The following is a 21,324-nucleotide window of genomic DNA, read 5'->3' as shown; positions in this document are numbered from 1 at the left end:
TATTGCGTGGCTCTTTTTGATGTTTTGAGATTCCTGATGTAAACCAAAAATACGAGGACTTCCTCGATATGATAATACAAGTAATTGTGGTGCGTTCCAGTATACAACTTTTTTGTCACAAAAAAATGTGCAGAGATTTCAAAGGGCATTTTGAGTATACAACTTTTTTGTCATCTACATAGTCCAAAGGAACGGTACATCAAGGCTTCGCGGGCTCTCCCAGTATACAACTTTTTTATCACTGAACAGGGCTCTGTGTAGCCTCTCTCTTTTTTTGTACGCTCTAGTTCATGCAGAGGGGTGGCTGTCCAACAAACTCGCTATGTGTGTACTTAAGAGACTACATCCAAAAGTCTATCATCAACCCGCATCAGGCAACACTCGGAACAAAGGCAAGCGCAACTGACGCACTGGTAGCGTATTTCAGAGCGCAGAGAAACCAAGTAGAGAGAAAAGAGAACGGGTCATGATGCCCGTTCTCTTTTTTTACGCCAATCGCTTACAAAGCTCCCGAAGTTCATGCTTGGTTAGGTGCTCCAGCAGTGCATTCTTTAACCGCTTCGGTTCCACGGAAGCGATGAGATCGTCCAGCGCGGCATCGCGATTGGGAACCAGTTCCACGAGGATGCATCTTAGCCTACCGGTGTTAAGAAAAAAATATTTTCCCGCTGTCCCAGAATCGCCCCTCTCATTGCATGGTAGAAGTGTAAGGCCAAACTCACCCAGGAGGGATGCTAGATGATCAATTCCAACCAAGGCTGGACGAGCATGATGCTACGTCTGCAAACGGGCTTCGACGAGAAAGGAACCCCGCAATACAAAGACAAGGCCTATTCCCGAGTCCTCCCGTCCGCCGCAGAGGACGATGTGTACGCCGTCGGCGAAGCGCTTGCCAGCCTGAGCACGTACAAACTGCACCACATCCAACTGCTTGAACGCGAAGACCTGACCCGCATCTAAACCACCAGACATAAAGGAGGGAACCGCTCATGCAAAAGCGCGATCTCGAACTGTTCTTCACCATCAACCTCAATAAAAAAGTCAAACTCGTCATCCCGGAACCGAAGCAAGACCTCACCGCTACTGAGATTCAGAATGTCATGGATCTCGTGATTTCAAAAGGGATTTTCGACTTCCCGCAAGGCGTTGCGGTCGCAAAACACTCGGCTCGCATCGTTGGGTCGAACGTGCAGAAAATCGAAATCTAAGTACAAATATGACAGGCCGAATCCCGGCCTGTCCTTTTTATAGAAAGACACTCTCAATAATTGAGGATTGGAGTCTATTTGGTAAACATCTTGAATGAATTCGATTACCGAGTAAGATGCTACATAGTAATTAAGAGAAGAATCTGTTATATTTATGAAATATTTGTTATAATTGTCTGACGTATAATAAAAACGGGAGGGCTCGACATGAGCGATAACATAAACATGCTAGTTCTAGGTCAAAAAATCCGTGAATGGCGAAAAGCTGCGGGTATGACCCAAAAGGAACTAGCAGAAGGGGTTACCTCAGAATCTTTGATTAGCCAATTGGAGAATAATTCGTATCCTACCCTTCCGAATGAGGATATCTTGGTGGGGATTTGCAATAAATTAGGAAAGCCGGTCAGTGAGCTTTTGCGGAATCGGGAATCGACAAGCGCCTCTGGGACAATGTGGTTTTACTTGATCTGATCAAGGTCCTGTTGCACCAAAAAGAGTTAGATCAAGCCTACGAATCGATCCAAGAACTCATGGGGCGTGACAACGTTGCTGAACACCAAAAGTACAGGCTCATCCTTTGTCTTGGGGAGTATCATATCCGAAAACAAGATTGGTCGCAGGCTATCGAAATACTCACAGGGTTGGCAGAAAAGTTGCAAGGCAAGCGAGAGGCATTTGGTCGTTTGTTCGCTGACCTGTACAACTTACTTGGGACTGCATGGTACCTTTCGAACAAGTTCTTAGATGCCTATAAATACTACTCGTTGGCGTTTCAATATAGTAACAGATATCACGAGACCGACTTATTGGTGGCACGAATTACATATAATCTTGGCAACACCTGTCGTCAATTGCGATTCCATGATGAGGCGAAGGAGTACTTAGAAAAAGCACGAACATACTTTATTGATTTGTCTGATCAATTGAACTTGGCAAGGTCCTTGTACCTCCTTGGAATCGTCCACCGCAACATGGACGACCTCGAAAATGCAGGGGGATATTTAAAGCAATCGCTTGCTTTATATGAATCCCTTGAAATCATTGAATGGGTTGAGACTGCCAAACGAGTATATGCATTTTATGTTCTGTCTTACGATCATCCGCAGGAAGCAATTGAAGAATTGAGGTCTCAGGCATTGATATTGAAAGAAGCGAAGGATTTCAATACCTTAGCTTTAACGTACGCACGAATAGCCGATCTGCATTTAGAGTCAAAGGAAACAAGTGAGGCAGGCCGTTTCGTTGGAATGGCAGCCAGTCTTTTCGAACATGTCATCGAAGAACCGAATAAAGAATATTTTGCTCATGTCTTGACGACGAACGCAAAGTACCATCTACAGATTAATAAGTATGAGGACTGTATTGAACTAGCATTCAAGTCTGCTGAGATTCTTGGTAAAATGGATCTAGACAGGGAGATGGCGGAATCATTGGAAATTGTCAAATCGGCCTATAAAGCAAAGGGCGACACGTCCAAGGCTTTGGAGACGGCGGAGCAAATTAACTCGGTACTGTTCCGGACATTGAGACCGCAGGTTATGCCCTAACCAAGGAGGATGAAAGATGAAAAAAATGCTACTTGCAGTCGTTGCTGTTTGCTTGGCATGGAGTTTTATTAGCCTTACGGTATCTTCTGCTATCACGGCGGCAGTTGAAGACCCGGGTCCTTTGTTCATAACCAAACAAGTGTCCTATGTTGAAGATCCGGGTCCCTTGGGTATTACGAGGAACGCCTAAATTGTATAACCCTTTTTGATCTCCCGCACGTAGCGGGGGATTTTTTTTATGCTCAAAACCACCGTATTTCTACAATTAACTAAAGATTTATTGTTGTTCGGAATGGAGTTAAGATTATTGCATATAAAGGGCTCCGTGCTAACTGCAAGTGATTTCAACAGCATGTACTAACAACCCTTAACTCTACGAAACAGGAGGCACATTCCACATGTCACTTGGGACGAAAATCAGAGCGTTACGGCTCACCAAAGGACTTACGCAGTCCGACCTTGGTGCAGGACTTGTTACACCCAGCATGATCTCGCAGATCGAGTCGGATAAGGCAAAACCTTCTTACAAAGTACTGGAGGCAATCGCCACAAAGTTAGAGGAGCCTCTGGAATACTTCTTGGCCGATATCGCTGCACAGATGGAGCAGGCTAGTAGCTTTAAAGTTGCGAGGGCTCTGATGAACGCAGAGAAGTTCGATCATGCGGTCTCGTTGTTGGAGAATCTGTTGGAGGACATGTCTTCGGGTTTGAATGAAGCGGAGGTTCGTTTCAGTCTGGGGATCTGTTACATGAACTTGGGGGAGTTGGAGAGGTCAAAGTTGTCTCATGAACAAGCTATCGAGCTGTACGAGTCCAAACTAGATTATGAGGGAAATATCAAAGCATTGATTCAGTTGGGGCTCGTCTTCAAGAATCAGAAAAAACCTCACAAGTCCATCTATGAGTGGAGAAGATCGTTAGTTCTTTTTGATAACTTGCTTCACAGTCAACCTGTGCTTAAAGCCGAGGTGTTGATGCATCTAGCCGCTGTATGTAACCAGCTAGGCGAGTACCAGGAAGCCCTCCTCGATTATCAGGAGGCGTATAAGATGCTCAACAAGACAAACCAGCTCAAGGAGATCGGACTTCTCTACATGGAGATGGGGTCTGGGTACGCTCAAGCTCAGGAGTTTGAAAAGGCAGGCGAGTACGCGCAACATGCGATCGCGATTTTCGATGCCTTGAATATGATCAAACTCCGCTTGAAGATCAACATTCAGTACGCGGTTTCTCTTCGGGAGCAAGGGAAGGCCAAGGAATCCCTGCAGATCCTCGTCGCTTGTATCGAGACGTGCCACCAGCAGTCACTTGAGGAAGAACTCTGCCTTGTTTATGGCGAGATAGCCTTTCACCATTACTACCAAAGTGAATACGATCAGGCACGAGAAGCTGTTCAGCACGGGCTTGCCTCCTTGTCGAATGATTCGCTACCTTCGGGGCATTTGTACAAGACCAAGGGTAGAATTGAAGCGGCATACGGCGACGCTTCCTTGGCCCTTCAAAACTTCGAGATTGCGGTCACCGTGTATATAGAGCATAACCGGCATCTCGACTTGGCGACGACCTATAAGGAGATTGCGGATCTGTACGAAAGAATAGGCGATTTCAAAAAGTCCACGCAATACCTCAATCTCATGAATGAAGCCTATATGGAAAACCTGCGAGAGCGTGGAATCCTGCTCACGTAAGCATACTGGAACTGGAACCATCGACTGCGGTTGTTACTTTAGACTTGAGACGTTGGGCTCTCACGATAAGGAGTTCCAGCTCTTGACTAAGGGCGATCACACAGGCATCCGTGAGGGTGCCATTTCTTAATAGGCTTTCGTCAGTTGTTGGTGTAATTGACTGATCACGGTCGTCAGCCCGAGTTCATCCTCCAAAACCGTCACACCTTTCACAAAAAAACAAGGTAGCGACATGCTACCTTGGTTCAATCTATGCGCTCAGGGACTACAAGAGCGACATTAGGGGAGGCCATCCAATATGCTGTTTCCCCCCTTACCCAGGTAGATACAGCAAAATGAACAGTCTGCAAGGGCATCCGGTAACACTCATCTACATGAATGACCTCCCGTGCAAAATTAGTTGTAGCAAGGCGTGTGAACAACAATTGTCTAGGGACATAGCTGGCACTCACTGTGAGTTTGATCTTGGCTGTTGCGTTGCAGGGCGCTGGTGACACAAAAAGCCCGATGTACAGCACGCTGATCGGGGTGTAGGTCATCAGGATCTTCGGCATATATGTGTTGGCAATCCTGATGGGCATGGGAATCGCGGGGGGTTGGTTTCTCAATTGTGATCGACTTGGTGGCACGGCCATCTATCTGTACGTACAGCATAAAACGGCTTGCCTATTCGTAGGGCGAGCAGTGGGAAAATGTGATAAATAAGTCCTCGTGCATACGTGCACGAGGACTTTGGTTTGTATTGAAAGGTTCATTTTCCTTTGACTATCGTTCCAACCTTGTCTAGCAAATTTAGCATTGCCTCTTGACTCATGATCTCGGGTTTGTCGTCGGCTGAAGAGACACCCATCATTTGGTCAGCTCGTCCAAAGAGTTTTTCCGCAAGCTTGCTCTTGATGTCCTTAGAGACCTCAGGCCCCAGAGTCGTAATGTACGGTTCAAGAGCAGAAAGTTCAAGCTGAGTTTGTCGGTTATACCTTTCATGTTTTCGATGCACGGTTAACTGTCTCAAACAGAAAGCAAGAAAAGAACCAAACGCAATCGAGACGGGAATCTTAGGTGCAAATTTAGCCCATGTGAAATCGTCCGTATTGCTATAGGCATTGTAACTAGTGACACCGATGAGCAGAACAAACACAATCGTAGAGATCCATTTCCAAAGGTTTTCGGACGATTTTTCACGGTCTGCGATACCTTTGTAAAAGCCGGCCATAGAAGTTATCGACACGGATCCTGCCAATTCTTCGACTTCGCTTTTCTTCTTTTCGAGATGCTTCCACAGTTCATCCAATTTATTTTTTTCAGTATCGATGAGTGTCGTTACTCTCTCTTCGAATGCTTTGATCCCATTTTCAGTGCTGTCTTGCATTGCGGTCGCACTCGTTTCGAGAGTGGCTGCGAAGACTTCCATTTGGGACTCAACAAGCTCATTAATTTGATTTTTGAGAGCGGAGAGATTTTCATCCCAGTTTGTGATCTTCTCTCTGGTTTCTTGATCGATTTCTTCGAGTTGATCCCTGAGTTTTTGTTCTGAAGTGGTAAGGTCTGCAACGAATTGTTCCCTGCCTCGTGTATATTCTTCTTTTAAAGTATCGACATCAGCCAGAAAATTTGAAACCGTATCTTCCGTTTGCTTTTTTAGTTCGGAGACTTGTTTTGTGATCCCCTGTAGTGATTGGTCAGCTTTTTCTGTTAGGGACTCAACCTGTTTGCTGGCATGTGAGATATGTTGACCGAAGGATCTCTTAAACCCAGTGATCGCTTCCTTCAGGGAAGTAAGGTCCTCAAGGTTTTGTGGGGTAAAGATGCCGGATTGTTGCTGTAGAATACTTATTAACTGGGTGTCAATGTTGTGTAGATGACCTACGTTTGCTGTTGAGACGAAGTTATTGATCTGTGATTGGATTTGGGATATGAGCTGATCTATTGTATTCAATGTGGTGATTGAAACTAATAAAGGATCTACACAAGCCAATTTATTCTGAATGTACTTCAGAACGTATTCAGCATGCTGAATATATTCGTCAGCGGGTATGTCATCATAGTGCCTTCGTTCCTTGATCTGGTCCAGCTCGTTAAGCATGTTCACGATAGAAGCATTCACTGGATGTCCATATACTCTATCAATCATTTGTTGCATTTTTTCCACCTCCGTATGCTATATTAGCATATCAATCGCAGTAATACGACTAACTTCATAAGGCGTAGCCGTTCACTTGGTCATCCACTTTGGCAACCAGCACGAAGTAATAATCCTGCCTAATATCGAACCGGGATTTCATGTATGCGAGGTTTTTCATCTGAGATTCAAAGGTTGCAATGCGGTCTACGAAAAAGCTGGCATCATGGGCTTTGCGAATGAGTGTCAATGAAATTACCTGTATGGAAGATTTAGTATTCTGGTTTTCTATACTAAAGTTGGGCCAAGGTAACAAAGAAAAGCTTCCCGAGTCGAGGACGCTAGATGCGATGGTATTGTACACTCATGAGTAGTGTGGACAACGGTTGTAAAATCCTCAATATAAACAGTTGAAAATCCCCACTTCCAACGAATAGTCTCTCCGAGAGGAGAGAGATTTCATGGTCAAGAATGGGGAGTTTTTTGTGATCAAAGAGATGAAACAGCGTGGCATGAGCATCACTGCCATAGCAAAAGAACTAGGTCGAGACCGCAAGACAATCCGAAGATGGTTATATGAGGATTATCCGGACACGTACCGATTCGGTTCGTAGGTCACCTCGTCCATGTGAAGGATGACCGTCGCGGCGGGATTCAAATCGACTACGAAAACAAGATCATATCTGAACATCGAAAGTCCTCTGGACAACGGGAAATTTTGCAAAACAAAAACCACTTCGAAGGCATTCGAGAAGACACTGTCGCAAAACCGGTTCCCCAACCAACACCGCGACTTATGCCCTCTTCACCAATACCCGAAGTGGTCGTACGCTCCCTTGCCGTGTATGAACAGTTCACGGAAGAGGAGGTGACGCGCTCATGATCATTCAAGAGCGCCTGCAATTGCCTTTCAACAGTTCGGATGGGTACGGATTCCCAAAACCCTCCATGCTCATGCGGAAGAAGCAACTAAACACAATCTAACGTATTTGGAGTTTCTGGACAAGCTTCTCCAGGAAGAATTAACGATCAAACACTACCGCTATCTTCGTATGAGGACACGTCTCGCCAAGCTTCCTTATCATAAGACGATTGATCAATTTGACTTCGATGATGAACGTCGTTTACGTGATCTGGCCACCTTACGATTCGTAGACCATCAGGAGAATGTCATCCTTCTGGGTCCACCCCGAGTAGGGAAAACACATCTTGCCGTAGCTCTGGCCATGCAAGCCATCACTCAACGCAAGACCGTTTACTTTACGTCAGCCCACGACCTCGTTATAACGCTTCAAGATGCTCATCACAGTCGATCTATTCAGCAAAAAATGTGGGTCTATACGAAGCTAGATCTGCTCATTATTGATGAGATTGGGTATCGAAAAATGGATGCAACTGCTGCCCATTTCATTTTTCAGATTGTGTCAGAGCGATACGAAAAAAGGTCAATTGTGCTCACGTCCAACAAATCGTTTGGCATGTGGGGGAACATCTTTGGAGATACAGTCTTGGCGACAGTCATTCTAGCCCGTCTACTCCATCATTCCAACACAATTAACATTAAGGGGGAGAGCTGTCGCGTGAAGGAACAGAAGAAAGCAGGGTTCTTTAGGTCGGAGACAACTGGGGATCAAAACGGATAAAAGTTTTGCTCGGACCGGCGAAATTGGGGTTTTTTCAAACGGTATTTTTGAGGAGTTCTCAACTGATGTTGACACATGAGTACAGTGTCCGTCCAAATCAGTGATTACCTTATGGTATTGGTGGAGGTGAAAACGGCGAACTCATCATCCCCAATGGCCTCCGGCACCCCTTGCTATCGGTGGTTAGTCTCTTCAGTTGTAATGGTTCGTCAGAAAGAGAGTTCAGACAATTGGTATTGATCTACTTCCTCCTGTAAGGATCTTGCGCATCCTAGCGACGGGATTAAGCGATCACACAGTCTCTGTGACTGTTTACCGCAATTCGTGTACTCATAGTACTCTGAACTGTATTGGGTGAAGATCTGGTCTCTACGACGAGGGCTCGAAGCGTTTAAAATCATTGATTATTACCTGTAAGGTAGACATTTCAGTTGACAAATTCCAAGTATTTTGTAGAATTGGTTTATGAAACTACGTTTCATCTAAAAGGAGGATGCAATATGGCAGATGTAAATCTGGATATTCCTATGAAGGATCGAAACAAAAAAATAGCAATAAATGGTGTAAAAGCTGCAATAAAGGACGATGTCGCAGAATTTCTGGCGATTCGAAAACTTATAACCTTCAATTCGCGGCACAACTTGAAATGGGACTTTATAAATACGAACGTTGTACATAACTTGCCGACAAGTGACTATCAGCATGTCTTGATTCCGAGAGGCAGTCTTTGGGAAGTTGCTTGTTTGTACGAAAAGGAGTCGGGATACTTATACGCGTTCATGAGAGATAAGAACTTCCGTTCCTTATCCACACGTCGTCGACGAGTCAAACCGCATTATTTGGATGCACTTGCCGCCATTAATAAGGATCTTTCAATAGATACAAACTACCGTGTAGGGCAGCAAATGCAATTGTTCGATACGCTCAGTGACGAATGGAATCAAGGGATGCAGGGGATTCTGTCTGAAATCACCGAACAACTGCAACAACCGCTCAATCGTTTTGTATTGATTTCGTTTGATACGCATCGGGAAGATTTAATTTCTGTTAACGCTTGTATGCTCACGCCCAACTTAGGGATTGCATATAAGGAGGATTGGAGTGAGTTTATAACGCTGGACTTCAGTGCAGCTCTTGCATTTGGTGACGGAGCTCAACTTGATCGTGAAGATGAGATTGAACTTAGTCTTCGTGAAGAGATTATAAACGATGAAAGTGATTATTTGTTAGGCATTAAAACGGAAGAAGACGAAAATGAAGGCGATAAAGATCATAAAAAGGGAAAAAAGTAACTTAGGTTTAGGAGGTCTTAGTGATGTCGAATCGAAGGGCTTTTAATGGAAGTAGACTAAAGCAGGCAAGAACTTTTCGAGGTATGACGATCGCTGAGTTAGCTGAGGAAACATCAGTCACAAAGCAAGCGATTTCAAACTACGAAAACGGTAAGGCTAACCCAAGTTTAGAAACACTCTTACGATTAATTAGTGCCCTTGGCTTCCCAAGGGACTATTTTTATGAGGAGGACATACAAGAAATAAAAGCAGGAACCACTTTTTTTAGAGCATTGCTTACTACCAATAAAAAGGATCGCCTATCTCAGGAGGAAAAAACGAAAGTACTTTCTAAAATATATTATGTCCTTGATAAGTATATTAAGTTCCCGAAACTATCAGTTCCAGTTATTACTCATGAAACAACCCCTGATATTGAATCTATAGCCCTACAAGTCAGGGAACATTGGAACTTAGGAACCGAACCAATTTCCAATATGGTACATCTACTAGAGAAGAACGGTCTTATACTAACTTCAATTTCCACTGGTGGGAATAATATCGATGCGTTTAGTCAGCGTCAAGAAGTGGATGGTCGTGAATTTTATTTTGTCGTTTTGGGTGACGATAAAGGATCTGCAGCAAGAAGGCAATTTAGTGCTGCACATGAACTTGGACATATCATTTTACATGATTGGTCTACCGATTTAGAGGTGATATCACGAGAAGAGTTTCGGGAAATCGAGAATGAAGCGAACCAGTTTGCTGCTGCATTCTTATTGCCTAAGGAATCATTTCTGAATGATCTAATATACCCCAATAAGCTTGACTATTATATTGAGCTAAAAAGAAAATGGAGAGTATCAATTTCTGCAATGGTTGTCAGGGCCTTTCAATTAAAAGCTATAAATCACAATCAATATCAGTATTTAATGAGACAGATATCAAAAAAAGGTTGGCGTAGCCAGGAACCGTTGGACGATGTGATACCGATTCCAAAACCATCGTTGCTAAAGAAAGCAATCGAATTGCTGAAAAGTAAAGGTGTATTATCGGGTGATCAATTGATACAACAACTATCAAAAAATAGTATCAGCCTAAATAAAATGGATGTTGAAGTCTTACTAGGTTTAGAGGAAGGTACTCTGAATGATGCACAGAGGGAATCAAACTCAGTTGTGATCGAAATTAAGAGCACTGGCGCGGTATTATGAATAAATATTATGATTTCCAGACCAAGGAGATGGGCCTTAATTTTAGGTCCTCTTGACGTTACAAGTAATAACTGGATGTCTCTTAGTCATGAATTGTATAATTAGGTTATTTTGATTTCACTGAGGGGGTTTTTCTACCACAATAAAAAAACTTATTTGCCTCCATGTTGAATAGCGATGGAAAATGAAGGAACCCTTTATTACCAATAATCACCGAATTAACGGTGGAATGCGGGTTCCAGAGTCTTCTTTTGAAAGAACTTTTTTGTCACTCTACTCTTGTTGTTTTGTTACCAAATAGTTGTCGTCTGAGACTGTCCCCTTGCTGGAGACGGTCTCTTTTTTTCTTCTAGGAGGTATGATATAGCGAAACGGTCGCAGGGATGGACTGAGAACGTGCCATCATGGCCGCTCCCATCGGTTCATTGGAATCAAAACGGGAGGAATTCATCATTGGCTCTTTGATCTTGGATGAAACTACTTTTATTAAATGTTATATACTCCCCACAAATAGTAGGGTACATTATGGATTGTAAAAACTTTCCGGAAAGGAAATCGCATGCGCATGCACCTATCTAAAGCAAAGAAAATAACCATCATCGTCCTTAGCCTGTTCCTGATTTTTGGTGGTTATGTTTGGAACTACAAACTTTCGATTACACGCGTCCAGAACTCTGTACAAGCGGATAACAATATGCAAAAAGAAACCTTTTATAAAAACAATCTGATGTACAAGGACATGTCCAATCTGGTAAGAGAATTTGTCCCCGAAGAAGAATTTGATAAGTGGTCGACTTGGAAAGATGTCGATCGCAGTTTCGCCAAAGTTTCACGCCCCGCTCATTCAGAAGCGGACTATGTGTTTCAAATTCCTCTGAAATTCGGTCTGGCACATGTCTACTACGACTTAGGTATTTCTGGGCTTAAATTGCGTTATGTAGATGTACAACCCTAAAGTATTGAGAAAAGAGAATGGGTCATGATACCCGTTCTCTTTTTTCTACACCAAACGCTTACAGAGTTCCCGAAGCTCATGCTCGGCTAGGTGCTCCAGCAGAGTATTCTTTAACCGCTACGGTTCCACGGAGGCGATGAGATCGTCCAGTGGGTGACTTGATTTCCAGATTGACGGTTCCCCAAATGGTACTTCGGCTTCTATTGGAGATAGTACGTACTACACTCCTTGGGGAACTCTGGCTATTTTTTATAAAGATTTTGGCTTTCAAGACGCCCCGCGGCGCCCTCGTGGCGGAGGAACAATGGGATCTCAATCGGTGGGTAAAGTTTTTTAGGGTTGACTTGGAGTCAACTCCAACTTGTAGGATTGTGTAACCAAGGCCATGACGAAGCGAGAAACGGAGGAAGTATATACATGTCACACGAAAAACGAGTTGCGCTCGTCACCGGCGGGAATCGGGGAATCGGATATGAGTTGGTCAAACAATTGGCTTTCCAGGGTTTTCAGGTCACCTTGACCCGTCGGGACCCGGAGAAGGGTCAGGAAGCTGCGCAAAAACTGATGGAGTCCAATCTGGACGTTTCGTTAAAGAGATCGACGTTTCGTTTGTAGAGATGATGTCGACGTAGCAGGGAGGAGTTTCATGAGCAGACAGAATCAGTTGTTGATGTGGATCTTGATCATCGGGGTGTTCGGCATCCTCACCACGGAAATGGGAGTGATCGGGATTCTGCCGTTCGTCGCGGATCACTTTCATGTGAGTGTCTCGCAAGCCGGGTTGCTGGTGAGCCTCTTTGCACTCGTGGTGGCCGGATCAGGCCCCACAATGCCGATGTTGTTTTCGGGGATCAATCGCAAGAAGGTCATGTTGCTGGTCTTGGGTGTTTTTGTACTGGGGAACATCGTCTCCCTCTTCGCCACAAACTTTGCCGTTGCCTTGATCGCCCGCGTGGTTCCCGCTTTTTTTCACCCGATCTATTGTTCCTTGGCGTTTACAACCGCAGCGGCAAGCGTCAGCAAGGAAGAAGCGCCGAAAGCTGTTTCAAAAATCATCATGGGAGTCTCAGCTGGTATGGTGCTGGGCGTGCCGATCACAAGCTTTATTACGAGCCACGCTTCGTATGAGATGGCGATGCTCTTCTTTGCGGTTGTCAATGCCGTCGCGTTCCTTGCGACATGGCTCTGGGTGCCGTCCATGCCGGTTCAGGATCAGCCGTCTTACCGGGAACAAGTCTTCGTCTTAAAAAAAGCAACAGTTTGGCTGTCGATTGCGGCTGCCATCCTCATCAATGCGGCCGTATTCGGGGTGTATAGTTATCTTTCGGAGTACCTGAAGACCGTTACGAACATGTCTTGGGATGCCATCAGTTTCATGTTGGTACTCTACGGAGCCGCCAATCTGATCGGCAACTTCGCAGCTGGGAAGTTGCTTACGAGATATGCTTTCCGATCCATCGCGGTCTTTCCTTTCGCATTGGGAGCCGTGTACATCCTCTTGTTCTTCTTGGGACATTTCGTCGTTGCGATGTCTTTTGTCGTGTTCCTGTGGGGAATCTTGGCGGGGATGGGTACGAATTACGGGCAATATTGGATCGCGTCTGCCGCTCCGGAAGCTCCGGATTTCGCGAATGGACTTTTTTTAACATCCGCGAACGTAGGAACCACGATCGGGACAGCAGCCGGAGGATTCCTGATCTCCGCAATCGGCACACAGTACGTCGTATTCGTGGGATATCTCGCGTTGATCTTGTGCGCGGCCTTTATTTTTATGAGAAACCGCACCGAATCAACGAGCTGATTCCGGCAGAACTTCGGGGTTGACTTGGAGTCAACTCCAAGTTATAAGATTGCCGTGTATAGATCTGTAGATTCCTAGAAAAGAGGTGCTCAACTTGGAGGCAATGTCGATCAAGCAAGCGGCAGTAAGAACAGGTCTCAGCGAAGATACGATTCGGTACTACGAAAAAATCGACCTGCTGCCGCGGGCGACACGAAACAGGAGCGGGCGACGGGTCTATGGGGCTGATGATCTGGAGCTCATGGTCTTCATTACGCATTTGAAGTCAGCAGGCATGTCGCTTGAGGTCATCAAGTATTACTTGAGTCTGAGCTTGGAAAAGGACCCGAACGCCGCTTCGGAACGACTGGTGTTGCTGACGGAGCAAAAGGAACTGTTGGAATCCAAGATTGCGGAATTGCAGGCCGCGCACAAGGTTCTTGAGCACAAAGTGGAGCATTATACAGAAGTTTGCTTGCCGGAGAAACTTCGTCCCCAAAAAGAAACGACCCCCAAGTAAAGAAACCAACTTCCATCCAGATATGGAAGTTGGTTTTTTAATAGATTGAGGGGGTTGACTTGGAGTCGACTCCAAGTTGTAGGCTTTACACAGACACACAGTACAGGAGGAGAAAACATACATGTGCCAAAATCATACGACAACTACCAAGGTTCTGAGCGTTGCGAGTGCAACTGCACCATTTGAACGTACCACGTTGGAGCGCAGAGTTCTGCGTCCGCACGATCTCTTGATCGACATTCAGTTCAGCGGCATCTGCCACTCCGATATCCACAGCGCCTTCGGTGAGTGGGGCGAAGGCATCTTCCCGATGGTTCCGGGTCACGAGATCGCCGGCGTCGTGGCGGCAGTAGGTTCAGAAGTGACCAAATTTGCAGTCGGTGACCGCGTCGGTGTGGGCTGCTTTGTTGATTCCTGCGGCGAGTGCGAATACTGCCTAAGCGGGGAAGAACAATACTGCACAAAAGGCGTCGTCTCCACCTACAACGCGCTGGATTACGACGGCAACCCCACCTACGGCGGATACAGCCAAAAAATCGTCGTCACAGAAGGCTTCGTCGTCCGCATTCCGGATGCGTTGTCTCTAGACGTGGCAAGCCCGCTTCTGTGCGCTGGCATCACCACGTACTCTCCGCTGAAACATTGGAACGCAGGCCCCGGCAAGAAAGTCGCCATCGTCGGCATGGGCGGGCTTGGCCACCTCGCGATTCAATTTGCGCATGCTCTGGGTGCTGAAGTGACTGTCCTCAGCCGCTCTCTGAATAAAAAAGACGAAGCCCTGAGCTTTGGCGCGGACCACTACTTTGCAACCAGCGACCCCGCAACCTTCACGGAGTTGGCGGGCCGTTTTGACCTGATCTTGAATACCGTGTCGGCGAATCTCGATGTGGACGCGTACTTGTCGCTACTGCGCATCGACGGAACGCTCGTCAATGTCGGCGCACCGGCCGAGCCAGACAAGTACCATGTGTTTTCCTTGATCATGGGCCGCCGTAGCATCGCCGGTTCGCTCGTCGGAGGGATTCGAGAAACGCAAGAGATGCTCGACTTTGCCGCCGAGCACGGCATTGCCCCGCAAATTGAAGTCATCAGCGCCGACCAAGTGGACGAAGCGTATCAGCGGGTTCTCAAAAGCGATGTGCGGTACCGCTTTGTGATTGATGTCTCGACTTTGTAAGGTGGGGGGTTCCAAATGGAATACCGTACAGTAGGCAAGACCGGCATTCAGGTCTCCAATTTGTGTTTTGGCACGATGTCGTTTGGCGGGAACGCCGACGTGGAAACCTCGAAGGCGATGTTCAAGCGCTGTCGGGAAGCGGGCATTACTTTTTTTGATACGGCGAATGTCTACAGCTTCGGGCGGTCGGAGGAAATCCTGGGCGAGTGCATCGCCGATTGCCGGGATGAGATCGTCCTCGCTTCCAAAGTCTATTACCCGACGGGAGCCGATATCAACGCGAGGGGCCTCTCCCGCCGTCACATCATGCTGGAAGTGGAAAACAGCTTGCGTCGGTTGAAGACCGACCGCTTGGATTTTTACTTCGTGCATATGTTCGATGACAACACCCCGATGGAAGAAACGCTTCGTGCGTTGGACGACCTGCAAGCACAAGGCAAGATCCTCTACCCGGCGGTCAGCAACTGGGCGGCTTGGCAGATCGCCAAAGCCTTGGGGGTCTCGGCGAAGGAACAACTGGCCCGCTTTGAATTGATCCAACCGATGTACAGCTTGGTGAAACGCCAAGCCGAAGTGGAAATTCTGCCGCTCGCCGCTTCCGAACAGGTCGGCGTGATTTCCTACAGTCCCTTGGGAGCCGGACTTTTGACCGGCAAATACGGCGTGAACAAACGACCCGGCCAAGGACGACTCGTGGAAGAAAAGCGATACACCGACCGCTATGCCGAGGAGATGAACTATGTCGTAGCGGAACGATTCACCGCCTATGCCGCAGAACACGGCATCAATCCAGCAACGCTTGCCGTCGCGTGGGCGATGTCCCATCCGGCGATCACAGCTCCGATACTTGGAGCCAGAAATGTAGAACAGTTGGAGGATGCGCTGGCTGCTGCAGATGTGGACATGACTTCCGAATGGCGAGATGAAATCTCTGCCCTTTCGGTTTCTCCTCAACCTGCAACCGACCGCGGGGAAACGCTGCTATCGAGTTGGAGCTAACAACCATGACAAAAGGAGTCAGGCGACATGGCCTGACTCCTTTTTTTCGCATCCTGAATCCGGATACTTGGTTGCCTGACTATCACGAGTCTGGAGGAAAAGTACAGGAGAAAAGCGTCGGGACCGCAAAAAAAAGGGAGACCTCCGGTTTTATGGAGCAGAGGGAGTCAATGTTAATAAGATATCGTTGCCCATCATGCATTTTTGCCTAAAGTGCAACATTGCCCAAAGTGCAAGTATGTGCTACTCTAGATTCTAGCAGAACCACAAATCACCACGATTACCCAGCCATCAACACGTAAAAAGGAGGCTATCCATCGACTCATGAACAAACCTAGCTTGCGTCGGATCAAGAGAGAAGCGACTGCACAGGGGTTGGCCATCGCGGCGTTCGAGCTGGCACTGGAACGGGGCATGGACGGCTTTGTCGTCGAGGATGTGGTACAACGCGCCGGGTACTCCAGAAGAACGTTCGCGAACTACTACTCCTGCAAGGAGGAAGCCGTGGCGACGGCCGTTGAGTCCTTCCAGAACGTCGAGGAAGCCGTGTCTCTGCTCAATGACTTGCCCGATGGCTCCACCCCGCTAGACATCATGTACCTGTTGATGAAAATGCAACTGACCGCAGAGTATCTCCGGAGGATGCGCAAACTCATCCTCCTTGCCAAGCAATATCCTACGCTGGAGCCGTACATCCTGAGCATTCTCCGACGTATGCAAACGGCGGCAGAGGAGACCTTGAGGAACTTATCCCAAGGGAAGTACCCCGAGGGATACACCCATCTGCTCGTCGGCGCGGTTTTTGGGGCCATGTCGCCCTTGCTCGATGGAAGCATCAACGTGTTGCTTCCCGGTCAATCGGAGGACGAAACCGCTAAGGCCATGACGTTCGATCAGTATCTGGACAATACGTTTCACTACTTGCGAAACGGGTTCTAAGTCTGCTGACAACAAACAAACAAACAATCAATCAAACTAGACTCTAGGTGTGGAAGGGATGGAAAGAATTGAGTAGTACAATAAACGCAACCACCGGTTCAATCAAAAAAGGCCCGCTCATGTTCATCATGATTCTGGGGGCCTTCCTCGCAACGTTGAACCAAACGCTCATGAGCGTCGCCATTCCTGAGCTGATGGTGGATTTTAACATCACAGCTGCAACGGCACAATGGCTGACAACCGGGTACATGCTGGTCAACGGGGTCTTGATTCCCATCACCGCATTCCTGATGCAACGGTTCACGACGCGTGAACTTTTTCAAACGTCCATGGTTGTTTTTCTGATCGGAACGATCGTTTCAGCCATCGCGACCGACTTTCCCGTTTTATTGACCGGTCGCTTGATCCAAGCTGCAGGCGCTGGTATCATCATGCCGTTGCTGACGAATGTCATCCTGTCGATCTTCCCTCCCGAGAAACGGGGCGGGGCTATGGGGCTGGTCGGTCTTGCCATCATCTTTGCCCCGGCGATCGGCCCTACCCTTGCCGGTTACGTTCTCGAAAACTACAAATGGGAAATGATGTTTTACGGGATGATTCCGTTCGTCATCATCGTCATCATTCTGGGCTTTATGTATCTGAGAAACGTGTCTGAGCGGATCAAAACCAAACTCGATCTGCTCAGTGTCATCCTCTCCACGATTGGGTTCGGGACGTTGCTGTACGGCTTCAGCCGCGCCGGAAGCCTTGGTTGGTCGAGCAATGAAGTTCTCAGTACGATTTCTGTAGGCGTTGTTTCACTCGCCCTCATGTCTTGGAGACAGTTGGCCTCGCGAACTCCGTTGCTTGACTTGCGCGCGTTCAAGTACAGCATGTTCTCGCTCACGACCCTCATCAACATAGTGGTGACCATGGCGATGTATGCGGATATGATGTTGCTTCCTCTGTACCTCCAGAACATCCGCGGATACACAGCTCTGGAAGCGGGCCTCTTCCTGTTCCCAGGCGCGCTGATCATGGGCTTACTGATGCCGGTGACCGGCAAGCTGTTTGACCGCTTTGGCGCCAAGTGGCTGTCGATCGTCGGGATGGTCATCATCATCGGCACCACGATTGGATTTGTGGACTTGACGGACTCGACGAGTTACAACTATCTGCTGCTCTTGTCCACGGGTCGCCGCATCGGGATGGCCTTGCTCTTGATGCCTTTGCAGACTGCCGGTTTGAATCAATTGCCGCAGCGCTTGAACGCACACGGAACCGCGATCAGCAATACGATTCGCCAAGTAGCCGGTGCCGTCGGGACTTCGCTCCTCGTGACCGTGATGTCGGACCGTACCAAGACCCATCTGCAGGACATGGTCGCCTCTGGCATCGCGAAGACTTCGACGCAAGCGCAACTGATCAAGGAAGCCTCCATTCAGGGAATTTCGGATGCCTATCTGGTGGTCGTCGGAATTTGTATCCTCGGTTTGCTGCTATCCTTCTTCCTCAAAAAGGTAAAACAAGCCTCTGACGAAGAGAGCCCTGCTGACTTGACGAAGGCTGTGCTCAAAGAAGTATAAGATCATTCTTGAAAAGGTTTTCTGAATACGATCTGAAGGGCTCCTACTTAGTAGGACCCTTTTTTTGCATGTCCGATTTTTCCGCCATTTGAAATGTGCGTTGGCACTGTATTTTTTGAAAATTTGACTTCGAGTGCACTCGAAGGGGTAAACTACGTGACATTGGTCAATCAATAAAAGGAGTTGTGTAACGTGAACGGTAAATACAACAAGTTATTCGAGCCTTTCCTTTTCCCAAATGGAGTTAGCATTAAGAATCGTTTCGTCATGGCACCCATGACAACTTGGTCCAGTAATGATGACCTTACGATTTCTGATGATGAAGTACAGTATTACAGCAGCAGAGTAAACGGAGTCGGGCTCGTTATTACGGGGTGTACTCATGTCACCCCGAATGGGCAAGGTTTTTCGAATGAATTTGCGGGATACGATGATAAGTTCATTCCAAGTTTAAGAAATCTGGCTGACGTGACGAAACGCAGTGGAAATGTTTCAGTGCTTCAAATCTTCCATGCAGGAAGTAAAGCAGTTCCCGAACTTGTTCCTAACATGGATGTCGTCAGCGCCAGCACAGTCACGTCAGAAACACCAGGCATGATTGAACCAAGGGCGATATCGCACGAAGAGATTCTGGATATGATTCGCGCCTTTGGTGAAACCACGAGACGAGCAATTGAAGCGGGATTTGATGGTGTCGAAATTCATGGTGCACATGGATTTTTAATTCAGAATTTCTATTCTCCGATGTCCAACCAGCGGACGGACCAGTGGGGAGGATCGCTTGAAAACCGTTTGCGGTTTCCTCTGGCAATTGTCGAAGAAATAAAAAAAGTAAGTAAAGAACATGCCACAAAACCTTTTATTCTCGGATATAGAATTTCCCCTGAAGAAAACAAAGAAGGGGGACTACGAATGAGAGATACGTATGAGTTAATTGATCGACTTGTCGAACAGGGTTTAGATTACGTGCACGCATCGTTAGATGATGTCTTCGCAAAGCCATTAGACGGTGAATCTGAAAAAAGCCGGATGGAACTAATCCTTGAACGAGTGAATGGAAAAATTCCTGTGATCGCTGCCGGTTCGATCAAAACACCAAATGACGCATTACAAGCTTTTGAATTAGGTCTGCCGTTGCTGGCCTTGGGTAAATCATTAATCATAAATCCAGAATGGGTTGAAATGGTCGCTGATGGGCGCGAGGATCAGATCGATACAGAATTGAGAATCTCAAAGTTACGTGAACTTGGTATTCCGGAAAAACTTTGGGAAGCCATTCGGGACACACCAGGTTGGTTCCCGATCCGAGATTAAGGAACCGAAGCTAAATAGAAAGGGCAGTCGGGGACATAAAATCAAGTCCCTGACTGCCCTTGTTCGTAAGCCAATACCTATTCCCTATCTTATACCACGAATTATCGGGCTGCTTTTATGTTCGGTGGCATATCATACTTATTGCCACAATCTGACCCGTGCATTGGGTTCCAACTATCTTTTTGCTGCTCAGCAGTAAGACTTTGATAGTAAGCTTTTTTCTGTTTGATGTGCATCAATTGCGTGTAGTATTCATGAATTTTATCTTCAAGTTCTTTTTCTTGTTTGGCGATCAACTCTGCCCTTTGAGGGATCGTTTCGTCCCCTTGCAAACACATCTCAATATAATGTCTCACTTCTTTGATCGGTAAACCGGAGATACGTAGAGAGTGAACCATTTTGATCCAATCGAGATCGTGGTCAGAAAATAACCTGATGTTTCGATCATCCCTCGAGACAAAGGGAATCAAGTTCTGATCATCGTAATAGCGGATGGTGTGTTTGGTTAATCCCGTAATTTCTGCAATATCTTTTACCGTGTATTTAGGTTCTTGCGAAGATTTTTCCATTTTCAATCCCCTACCTTACAGATTCCTCTCTAACAAAACCCCCACTTGTTCCGCCATGACATGAGGCGGATGAGGCATGCCATTCGTGATCCACCATTCCACGATCCCGACGTAAGACGTCACAATAAATTGAAGGAGGACATCTTCATGTAGTCCGTGATTTTTTCCTGCTGTTGTATCTACCTCCTCCTTGAATTCCTCGATCAGGAACTCAGTGAACTGACTGCGAAAGGAAGGGGCTCCCTTACTTGCTAACATCGTCGAGAAAAATAGATAATGACTTTCAAGGTATGCGAACCAGGGCAGGTTCCCCTCGTGATAATCCAATTCAGATGCAGAGTGGCAAATTTTCCGCATTTCGTTAATATGTTCTCCGATGAGCTTGTTCAGTAGATCAAATTTATCCGCGTAATGCAGATAGATGGTTCCTCGACTGACATTGGCCCTGTCGGAAATATCCTGTATCGTGATGTCATCAAAATTTTTGTCAGACATCAGTTCTAGAAAAGCTTTTTTTATCGCTTCTTGAGATTTGAGGATTCTTCGATCCACTTTAGACATTGTGAGGATCACCCAATTTCCTTAAAGATAATGACCAAATTCGATTGATTTGTTCAGTAATGCACATATACTGTTCGATTAACCAGTGCATGCGCAATGGATCTGTATATAATAATAGACAGGTGTACATTAATGGTCAACGGTCATTTCGAATAAGCAAGCTGACTGATTTCGATGGGTTAGCCAATTCAACTGGTTGACCCATCTTCTGTTTCATGAGAAGACATCAGCATATTTGGAGGATATTGGAGGGTT

General features: G+C 46.6%; 24 protein-coding genes. 20 read left to right on the top strand and 4 right to left on the bottom strand.

Annotated elements, in window-relative coordinates:
- Positions 1–486: 486 nt before the first annotated feature.
- Entirely contained in the window at positions 487–621 is a 135-nt protein-coding gene (locus C7459_RS23955) for a low affinity iron permease family protein (protein WP_146200958.1), read from the bottom strand.
- 117 nt (positions 622–738) lie between these two features.
- Here C7459_RS23955 and C7459_RS06410 point away from each other — a divergent pair, with 117 nt between their 5' ends.
- From C7459_RS06410 to C7459_RS06390, 6 genes are all read left to right on the top strand, one after another.
- Entirely contained in the window at positions 739–960 is a 222-nt protein-coding gene (locus tag C7459_RS06410; RefSeq protein ID WP_109687540.1) for a DUF1659 domain-containing protein, read from the top strand.
- 29 nt (positions 961–989) lie between these two features.
- Positions 990–1,208, top strand: a complete 219-nt coding sequence (locus tag C7459_RS06405; RefSeq protein WP_109687538.1) for a DUF2922 domain-containing protein — start codon at positions 990–992, stop codon at positions 1,206–1,208.
- A gap of 207 nt (positions 1,209–1,415) precedes the next feature.
- Positions 1,416–1,679, top strand: a complete 264-nt coding sequence (locus tag C7459_RS06400; protein ID WP_109687536.1) for a helix-turn-helix domain-containing protein — start codon at positions 1,416–1,418, stop codon at positions 1,677–1,679.
- Complete coding sequence (locus C7459_RS06395) at positions 1,661–2,755, top strand: tetratricopeptide repeat protein (protein ID WP_109687534.1); 1,095 nt, start codon at positions 1,661–1,663, stop codon at positions 2,753–2,755. Before C7459_RS06400 ends, C7459_RS06395 begins: the two co-directional genes overlap by 19 nt.
- Before the next feature lie 16 nt (positions 2,756–2,771).
- Entirely contained in the window at positions 2,772–2,945 is a 174-nt protein-coding gene (locus C7459_RS23220) for a hypothetical protein (protein WP_170119310.1), read from the top strand.
- Positions 2,946–3,153: 208 nt separating this feature from the next.
- On the top strand, positions 3,154–4,443 hold the full coding sequence (locus C7459_RS06390; RefSeq protein WP_109687532.1) for a helix-turn-helix domain-containing protein: 1,290 nt from the start codon (positions 3,154–3,156) through the stop codon (positions 4,441–4,443).
- Positions 4,444–5,194: 751 nt separating this feature from the next.
- On the opposite strand, the gene C7459_RS06385 is transcribed toward C7459_RS06390, so the two are convergent.
- Complete coding sequence (locus tag C7459_RS06385; protein WP_109687530.1) at positions 5,195–6,583, bottom strand: hypothetical protein; 1,389 nt, start codon at positions 6,581–6,583, stop codon at positions 5,195–5,197.
- 440 nt (positions 6,584–7,023) lie between these two features.
- Here C7459_RS06385 and C7459_RS06375 point away from each other — a divergent pair, with 440 nt between their 5' ends.
- From C7459_RS06375 to C7459_RS06310, 14 genes are all read left to right on the top strand, one after another.
- Positions 7,024–7,176 carry a helix-turn-helix domain-containing protein gene (locus C7459_RS06375; RefSeq protein ID WP_109687526.1) on the top strand — a complete coding sequence of 51 codons (153 nt, stop codon included), beginning with the start codon at positions 7,024–7,026 and terminating at the stop codon, positions 7,174–7,176.
- A 375-nt stretch (positions 7,177–7,551) separates the two neighbouring features.
- Positions 7,552–8,205 (top strand): IS21-like element helper ATPase IstB, encoded by a 654-nt coding sequence (gene istB / locus C7459_RS06370; RefSeq protein ID WP_245884412.1) that lies wholly within the window; start codon positions 7,552–7,554, stop codon positions 8,203–8,205.
- A gap of 500 nt (positions 8,206–8,705) precedes the next feature.
- Positions 8,706–9,497, top strand: coding sequence for a DUF5986 family protein (locus C7459_RS06365; RefSeq protein ID WP_109687525.1), 792 nt, complete (start codon positions 8,706–8,708; stop codon positions 9,495–9,497).
- A 23-nt stretch (positions 9,498–9,520) separates the two neighbouring features.
- Complete coding sequence (locus tag C7459_RS06360; RefSeq protein WP_109687523.1) at positions 9,521–10,690, top strand: helix-turn-helix domain-containing protein; 1,170 nt, start codon at positions 9,521–9,523, stop codon at positions 10,688–10,690.
- Positions 10,691–11,249: 559 nt separating this feature from the next.
- Positions 11,250–11,645 (top strand): hypothetical protein, encoded by a 396-nt coding sequence (locus C7459_RS06355; RefSeq protein ID WP_146200956.1) that lies wholly within the window; start codon positions 11,250–11,252, stop codon positions 11,643–11,645.
- A 169-nt stretch (positions 11,646–11,814) separates the two neighbouring features.
- On the top strand, positions 11,815–11,982 hold the full coding sequence (locus C7459_RS23950; protein WP_170119312.1) for a cyclophilin-like fold protein: 168 nt from the start codon (positions 11,815–11,817) through the stop codon (positions 11,980–11,982).
- An 80-nt stretch (positions 11,983–12,062) separates the two neighbouring features.
- A complete protein-coding gene (locus tag C7459_RS06345) occupies positions 12,063–12,260 on the top strand; it encodes an SDR family NAD(P)-dependent oxidoreductase (RefSeq protein ID WP_109687517.1) in 198 nt (65 codons plus the stop codon).
- A gap of 31 nt (positions 12,261–12,291) precedes the next feature.
- Positions 12,292–13,446 (top strand): MFS transporter, encoded by a 1,155-nt coding sequence (locus C7459_RS06340; protein WP_109687515.1) that lies wholly within the window; start codon positions 12,292–12,294, stop codon positions 13,444–13,446.
- A 103-nt stretch (positions 13,447–13,549) separates the two neighbouring features.
- Entirely contained in the window at positions 13,550–13,945 is a 396-nt protein-coding gene (locus C7459_RS06335; RefSeq protein ID WP_245884419.1) for a MerR family transcriptional regulator, read from the top strand.
- Between the two features lie 121 nt (positions 13,946–14,066).
- On the top strand, positions 14,067–15,122 hold the full coding sequence (locus C7459_RS06330; protein WP_109687511.1) for an NAD(P)-dependent alcohol dehydrogenase: 1,056 nt from the start codon (positions 14,067–14,069) through the stop codon (positions 15,120–15,122).
- A gap of 15 nt (positions 15,123–15,137) precedes the next feature.
- Entirely contained in the window at positions 15,138–16,121 is a 984-nt protein-coding gene (locus C7459_RS06325) for an aldo/keto reductase (protein WP_109687509.1), read from the top strand.
- A gap of 324 nt (positions 16,122–16,445) precedes the next feature.
- Positions 16,446–17,060, top strand: coding sequence for a TetR/AcrR family transcriptional regulator (locus C7459_RS06320; protein WP_109687507.1), 615 nt, complete (start codon positions 16,446–16,448; stop codon positions 17,058–17,060).
- Positions 17,061–17,179: 119 nt separating this feature from the next.
- Complete coding sequence (locus C7459_RS06315; protein ID WP_109687505.1) at positions 17,180–18,625, top strand: DHA2 family efflux MFS transporter permease subunit; 1,446 nt, start codon at positions 17,180–17,182, stop codon at positions 18,623–18,625.
- 192 nt (positions 18,626–18,817) lie between these two features.
- On the top strand, positions 18,818–19,939 hold the full coding sequence (locus C7459_RS06310) for an NADH-dependent flavin oxidoreductase (RefSeq protein ID WP_109687502.1): 1,122 nt from the start codon (positions 18,818–18,820) through the stop codon (positions 19,937–19,939).
- 101 nt (positions 19,940–20,040) lie between these two features.
- Here the strand turns inward: C7459_RS06310 and C7459_RS06305 are convergent, their stop codons facing one another.
- The gene (locus C7459_RS06305) at positions 20,041–20,508 is read right to left on the bottom strand and encodes a MerR family transcriptional regulator (protein WP_109687500.1); all 468 of its coding nucleotides are present in this window, start codon (positions 20,506–20,508) and stop codon (positions 20,041–20,043) included.
- A gap of 15 nt (positions 20,509–20,523) precedes the next feature.
- Complete coding sequence (locus tag C7459_RS06300; RefSeq protein ID WP_109687498.1) at positions 20,524–21,069, bottom strand: TetR/AcrR family transcriptional regulator; 546 nt, start codon at positions 21,067–21,069, stop codon at positions 20,524–20,526.
- Positions 21,070–21,324: the final 255 nt, after the last annotated feature.

Source organism: Tumebacillus permanentifrigoris (assembly GCF_003148565.1).
GTDB lineage: Bacteria > Bacillota > Bacilli > Tumebacillales > Tumebacillaceae > Tumebacillus > Tumebacillus permanentifrigoris.
The sequence above is the reverse complement of the archived record's forward strand: the minus strand, read 5'-3'. Positions and strand labels throughout refer to the sequence as shown.

Coding starts and splice junctions, on each gene's coding strand:
- C7459_RS06410 (WP_109687540.1), top strand. CDS start 739: ATGATCAATTCCAACCAAGGCTGGACGAGCATGATGCTACGTCTGCAA.
- C7459_RS06405 (WP_109687538.1), top strand. CDS start 990: ATGCAAAAGCGCGATCTCGAACTGTTCTTCACCATCAACCTCAATAAA.
- C7459_RS06400 (WP_109687536.1), top strand. CDS start 1,416: ATGAGCGATAACATAAACATGCTAGTTCTAGGTCAAAAAATCCGTGAA.
- C7459_RS23220 (WP_170119310.1), top strand. CDS start 2,772: ATGAAAAAAATGCTACTTGCAGTCGTTGCTGTTTGCTTGGCATGGAGT.
- C7459_RS06390 (WP_109687532.1), top strand. CDS start 3,154: ATGTCACTTGGGACGAAAATCAGAGCGTTACGGCTCACCAAAGGACTT.
- C7459_RS06385 (WP_109687530.1), bottom strand. CDS start 6,583: ATGCAACAAATGATTGATAGAGTATATGGACATCCAGTGAATGCTTCT.
- C7459_RS06375 (WP_109687526.1), top strand. CDS start 7,024: ATGGTCAAGAATGGGGAGTTTTTTGTGATCAAAGAGATGAAACAGCGT.
- C7459_RS06365 (WP_109687525.1), top strand. CDS start 8,706: ATGGCAGATGTAAATCTGGATATTCCTATGAAGGATCGAAACAAAAAA.
- C7459_RS06360 (WP_109687523.1), top strand. CDS start 9,521: ATGTCGAATCGAAGGGCTTTTAATGGAAGTAGACTAAAGCAGGCAAGA.
- C7459_RS06355 (WP_146200956.1), top strand. CDS start 11,250: ATGCGCATGCACCTATCTAAAGCAAAGAAAATAACCATCATCGTCCTT.
- C7459_RS06345 (WP_109687517.1), top strand. CDS start 12,063: ATGTCACACGAAAAACGAGTTGCGCTCGTCACCGGCGGGAATCGGGGA.
- C7459_RS06340 (WP_109687515.1), top strand. CDS start 12,292: ATGAGCAGACAGAATCAGTTGTTGATGTGGATCTTGATCATCGGGGTG.
- C7459_RS06335 (WP_245884419.1), top strand. CDS start 13,550: ATGTCGATCAAGCAAGCGGCAGTAAGAACAGGTCTCAGCGAAGATACG.
- C7459_RS06330 (WP_109687511.1), top strand. CDS start 14,067: ATGTGCCAAAATCATACGACAACTACCAAGGTTCTGAGCGTTGCGAGT.
- C7459_RS06325 (WP_109687509.1), top strand. CDS start 15,138: ATGGAATACCGTACAGTAGGCAAGACCGGCATTCAGGTCTCCAATTTG.
- C7459_RS06320 (WP_109687507.1), top strand. CDS start 16,446: ATGAACAAACCTAGCTTGCGTCGGATCAAGAGAGAAGCGACTGCACAG.
- C7459_RS06315 (WP_109687505.1), top strand. CDS start 17,180: ATGTTCATCATGATTCTGGGGGCCTTCCTCGCAACGTTGAACCAAACG.
- C7459_RS06305 (WP_109687500.1), bottom strand. CDS start 20,508: ATGGAAAAATCTTCGCAAGAACCTAAATACACGGTAAAAGATATTGCA.
- C7459_RS06300 (WP_109687498.1), bottom strand. CDS start 21,069: ATGTCTAAAGTGGATCGAAGAATCCTCAAATCTCAAGAAGCGATAAAA.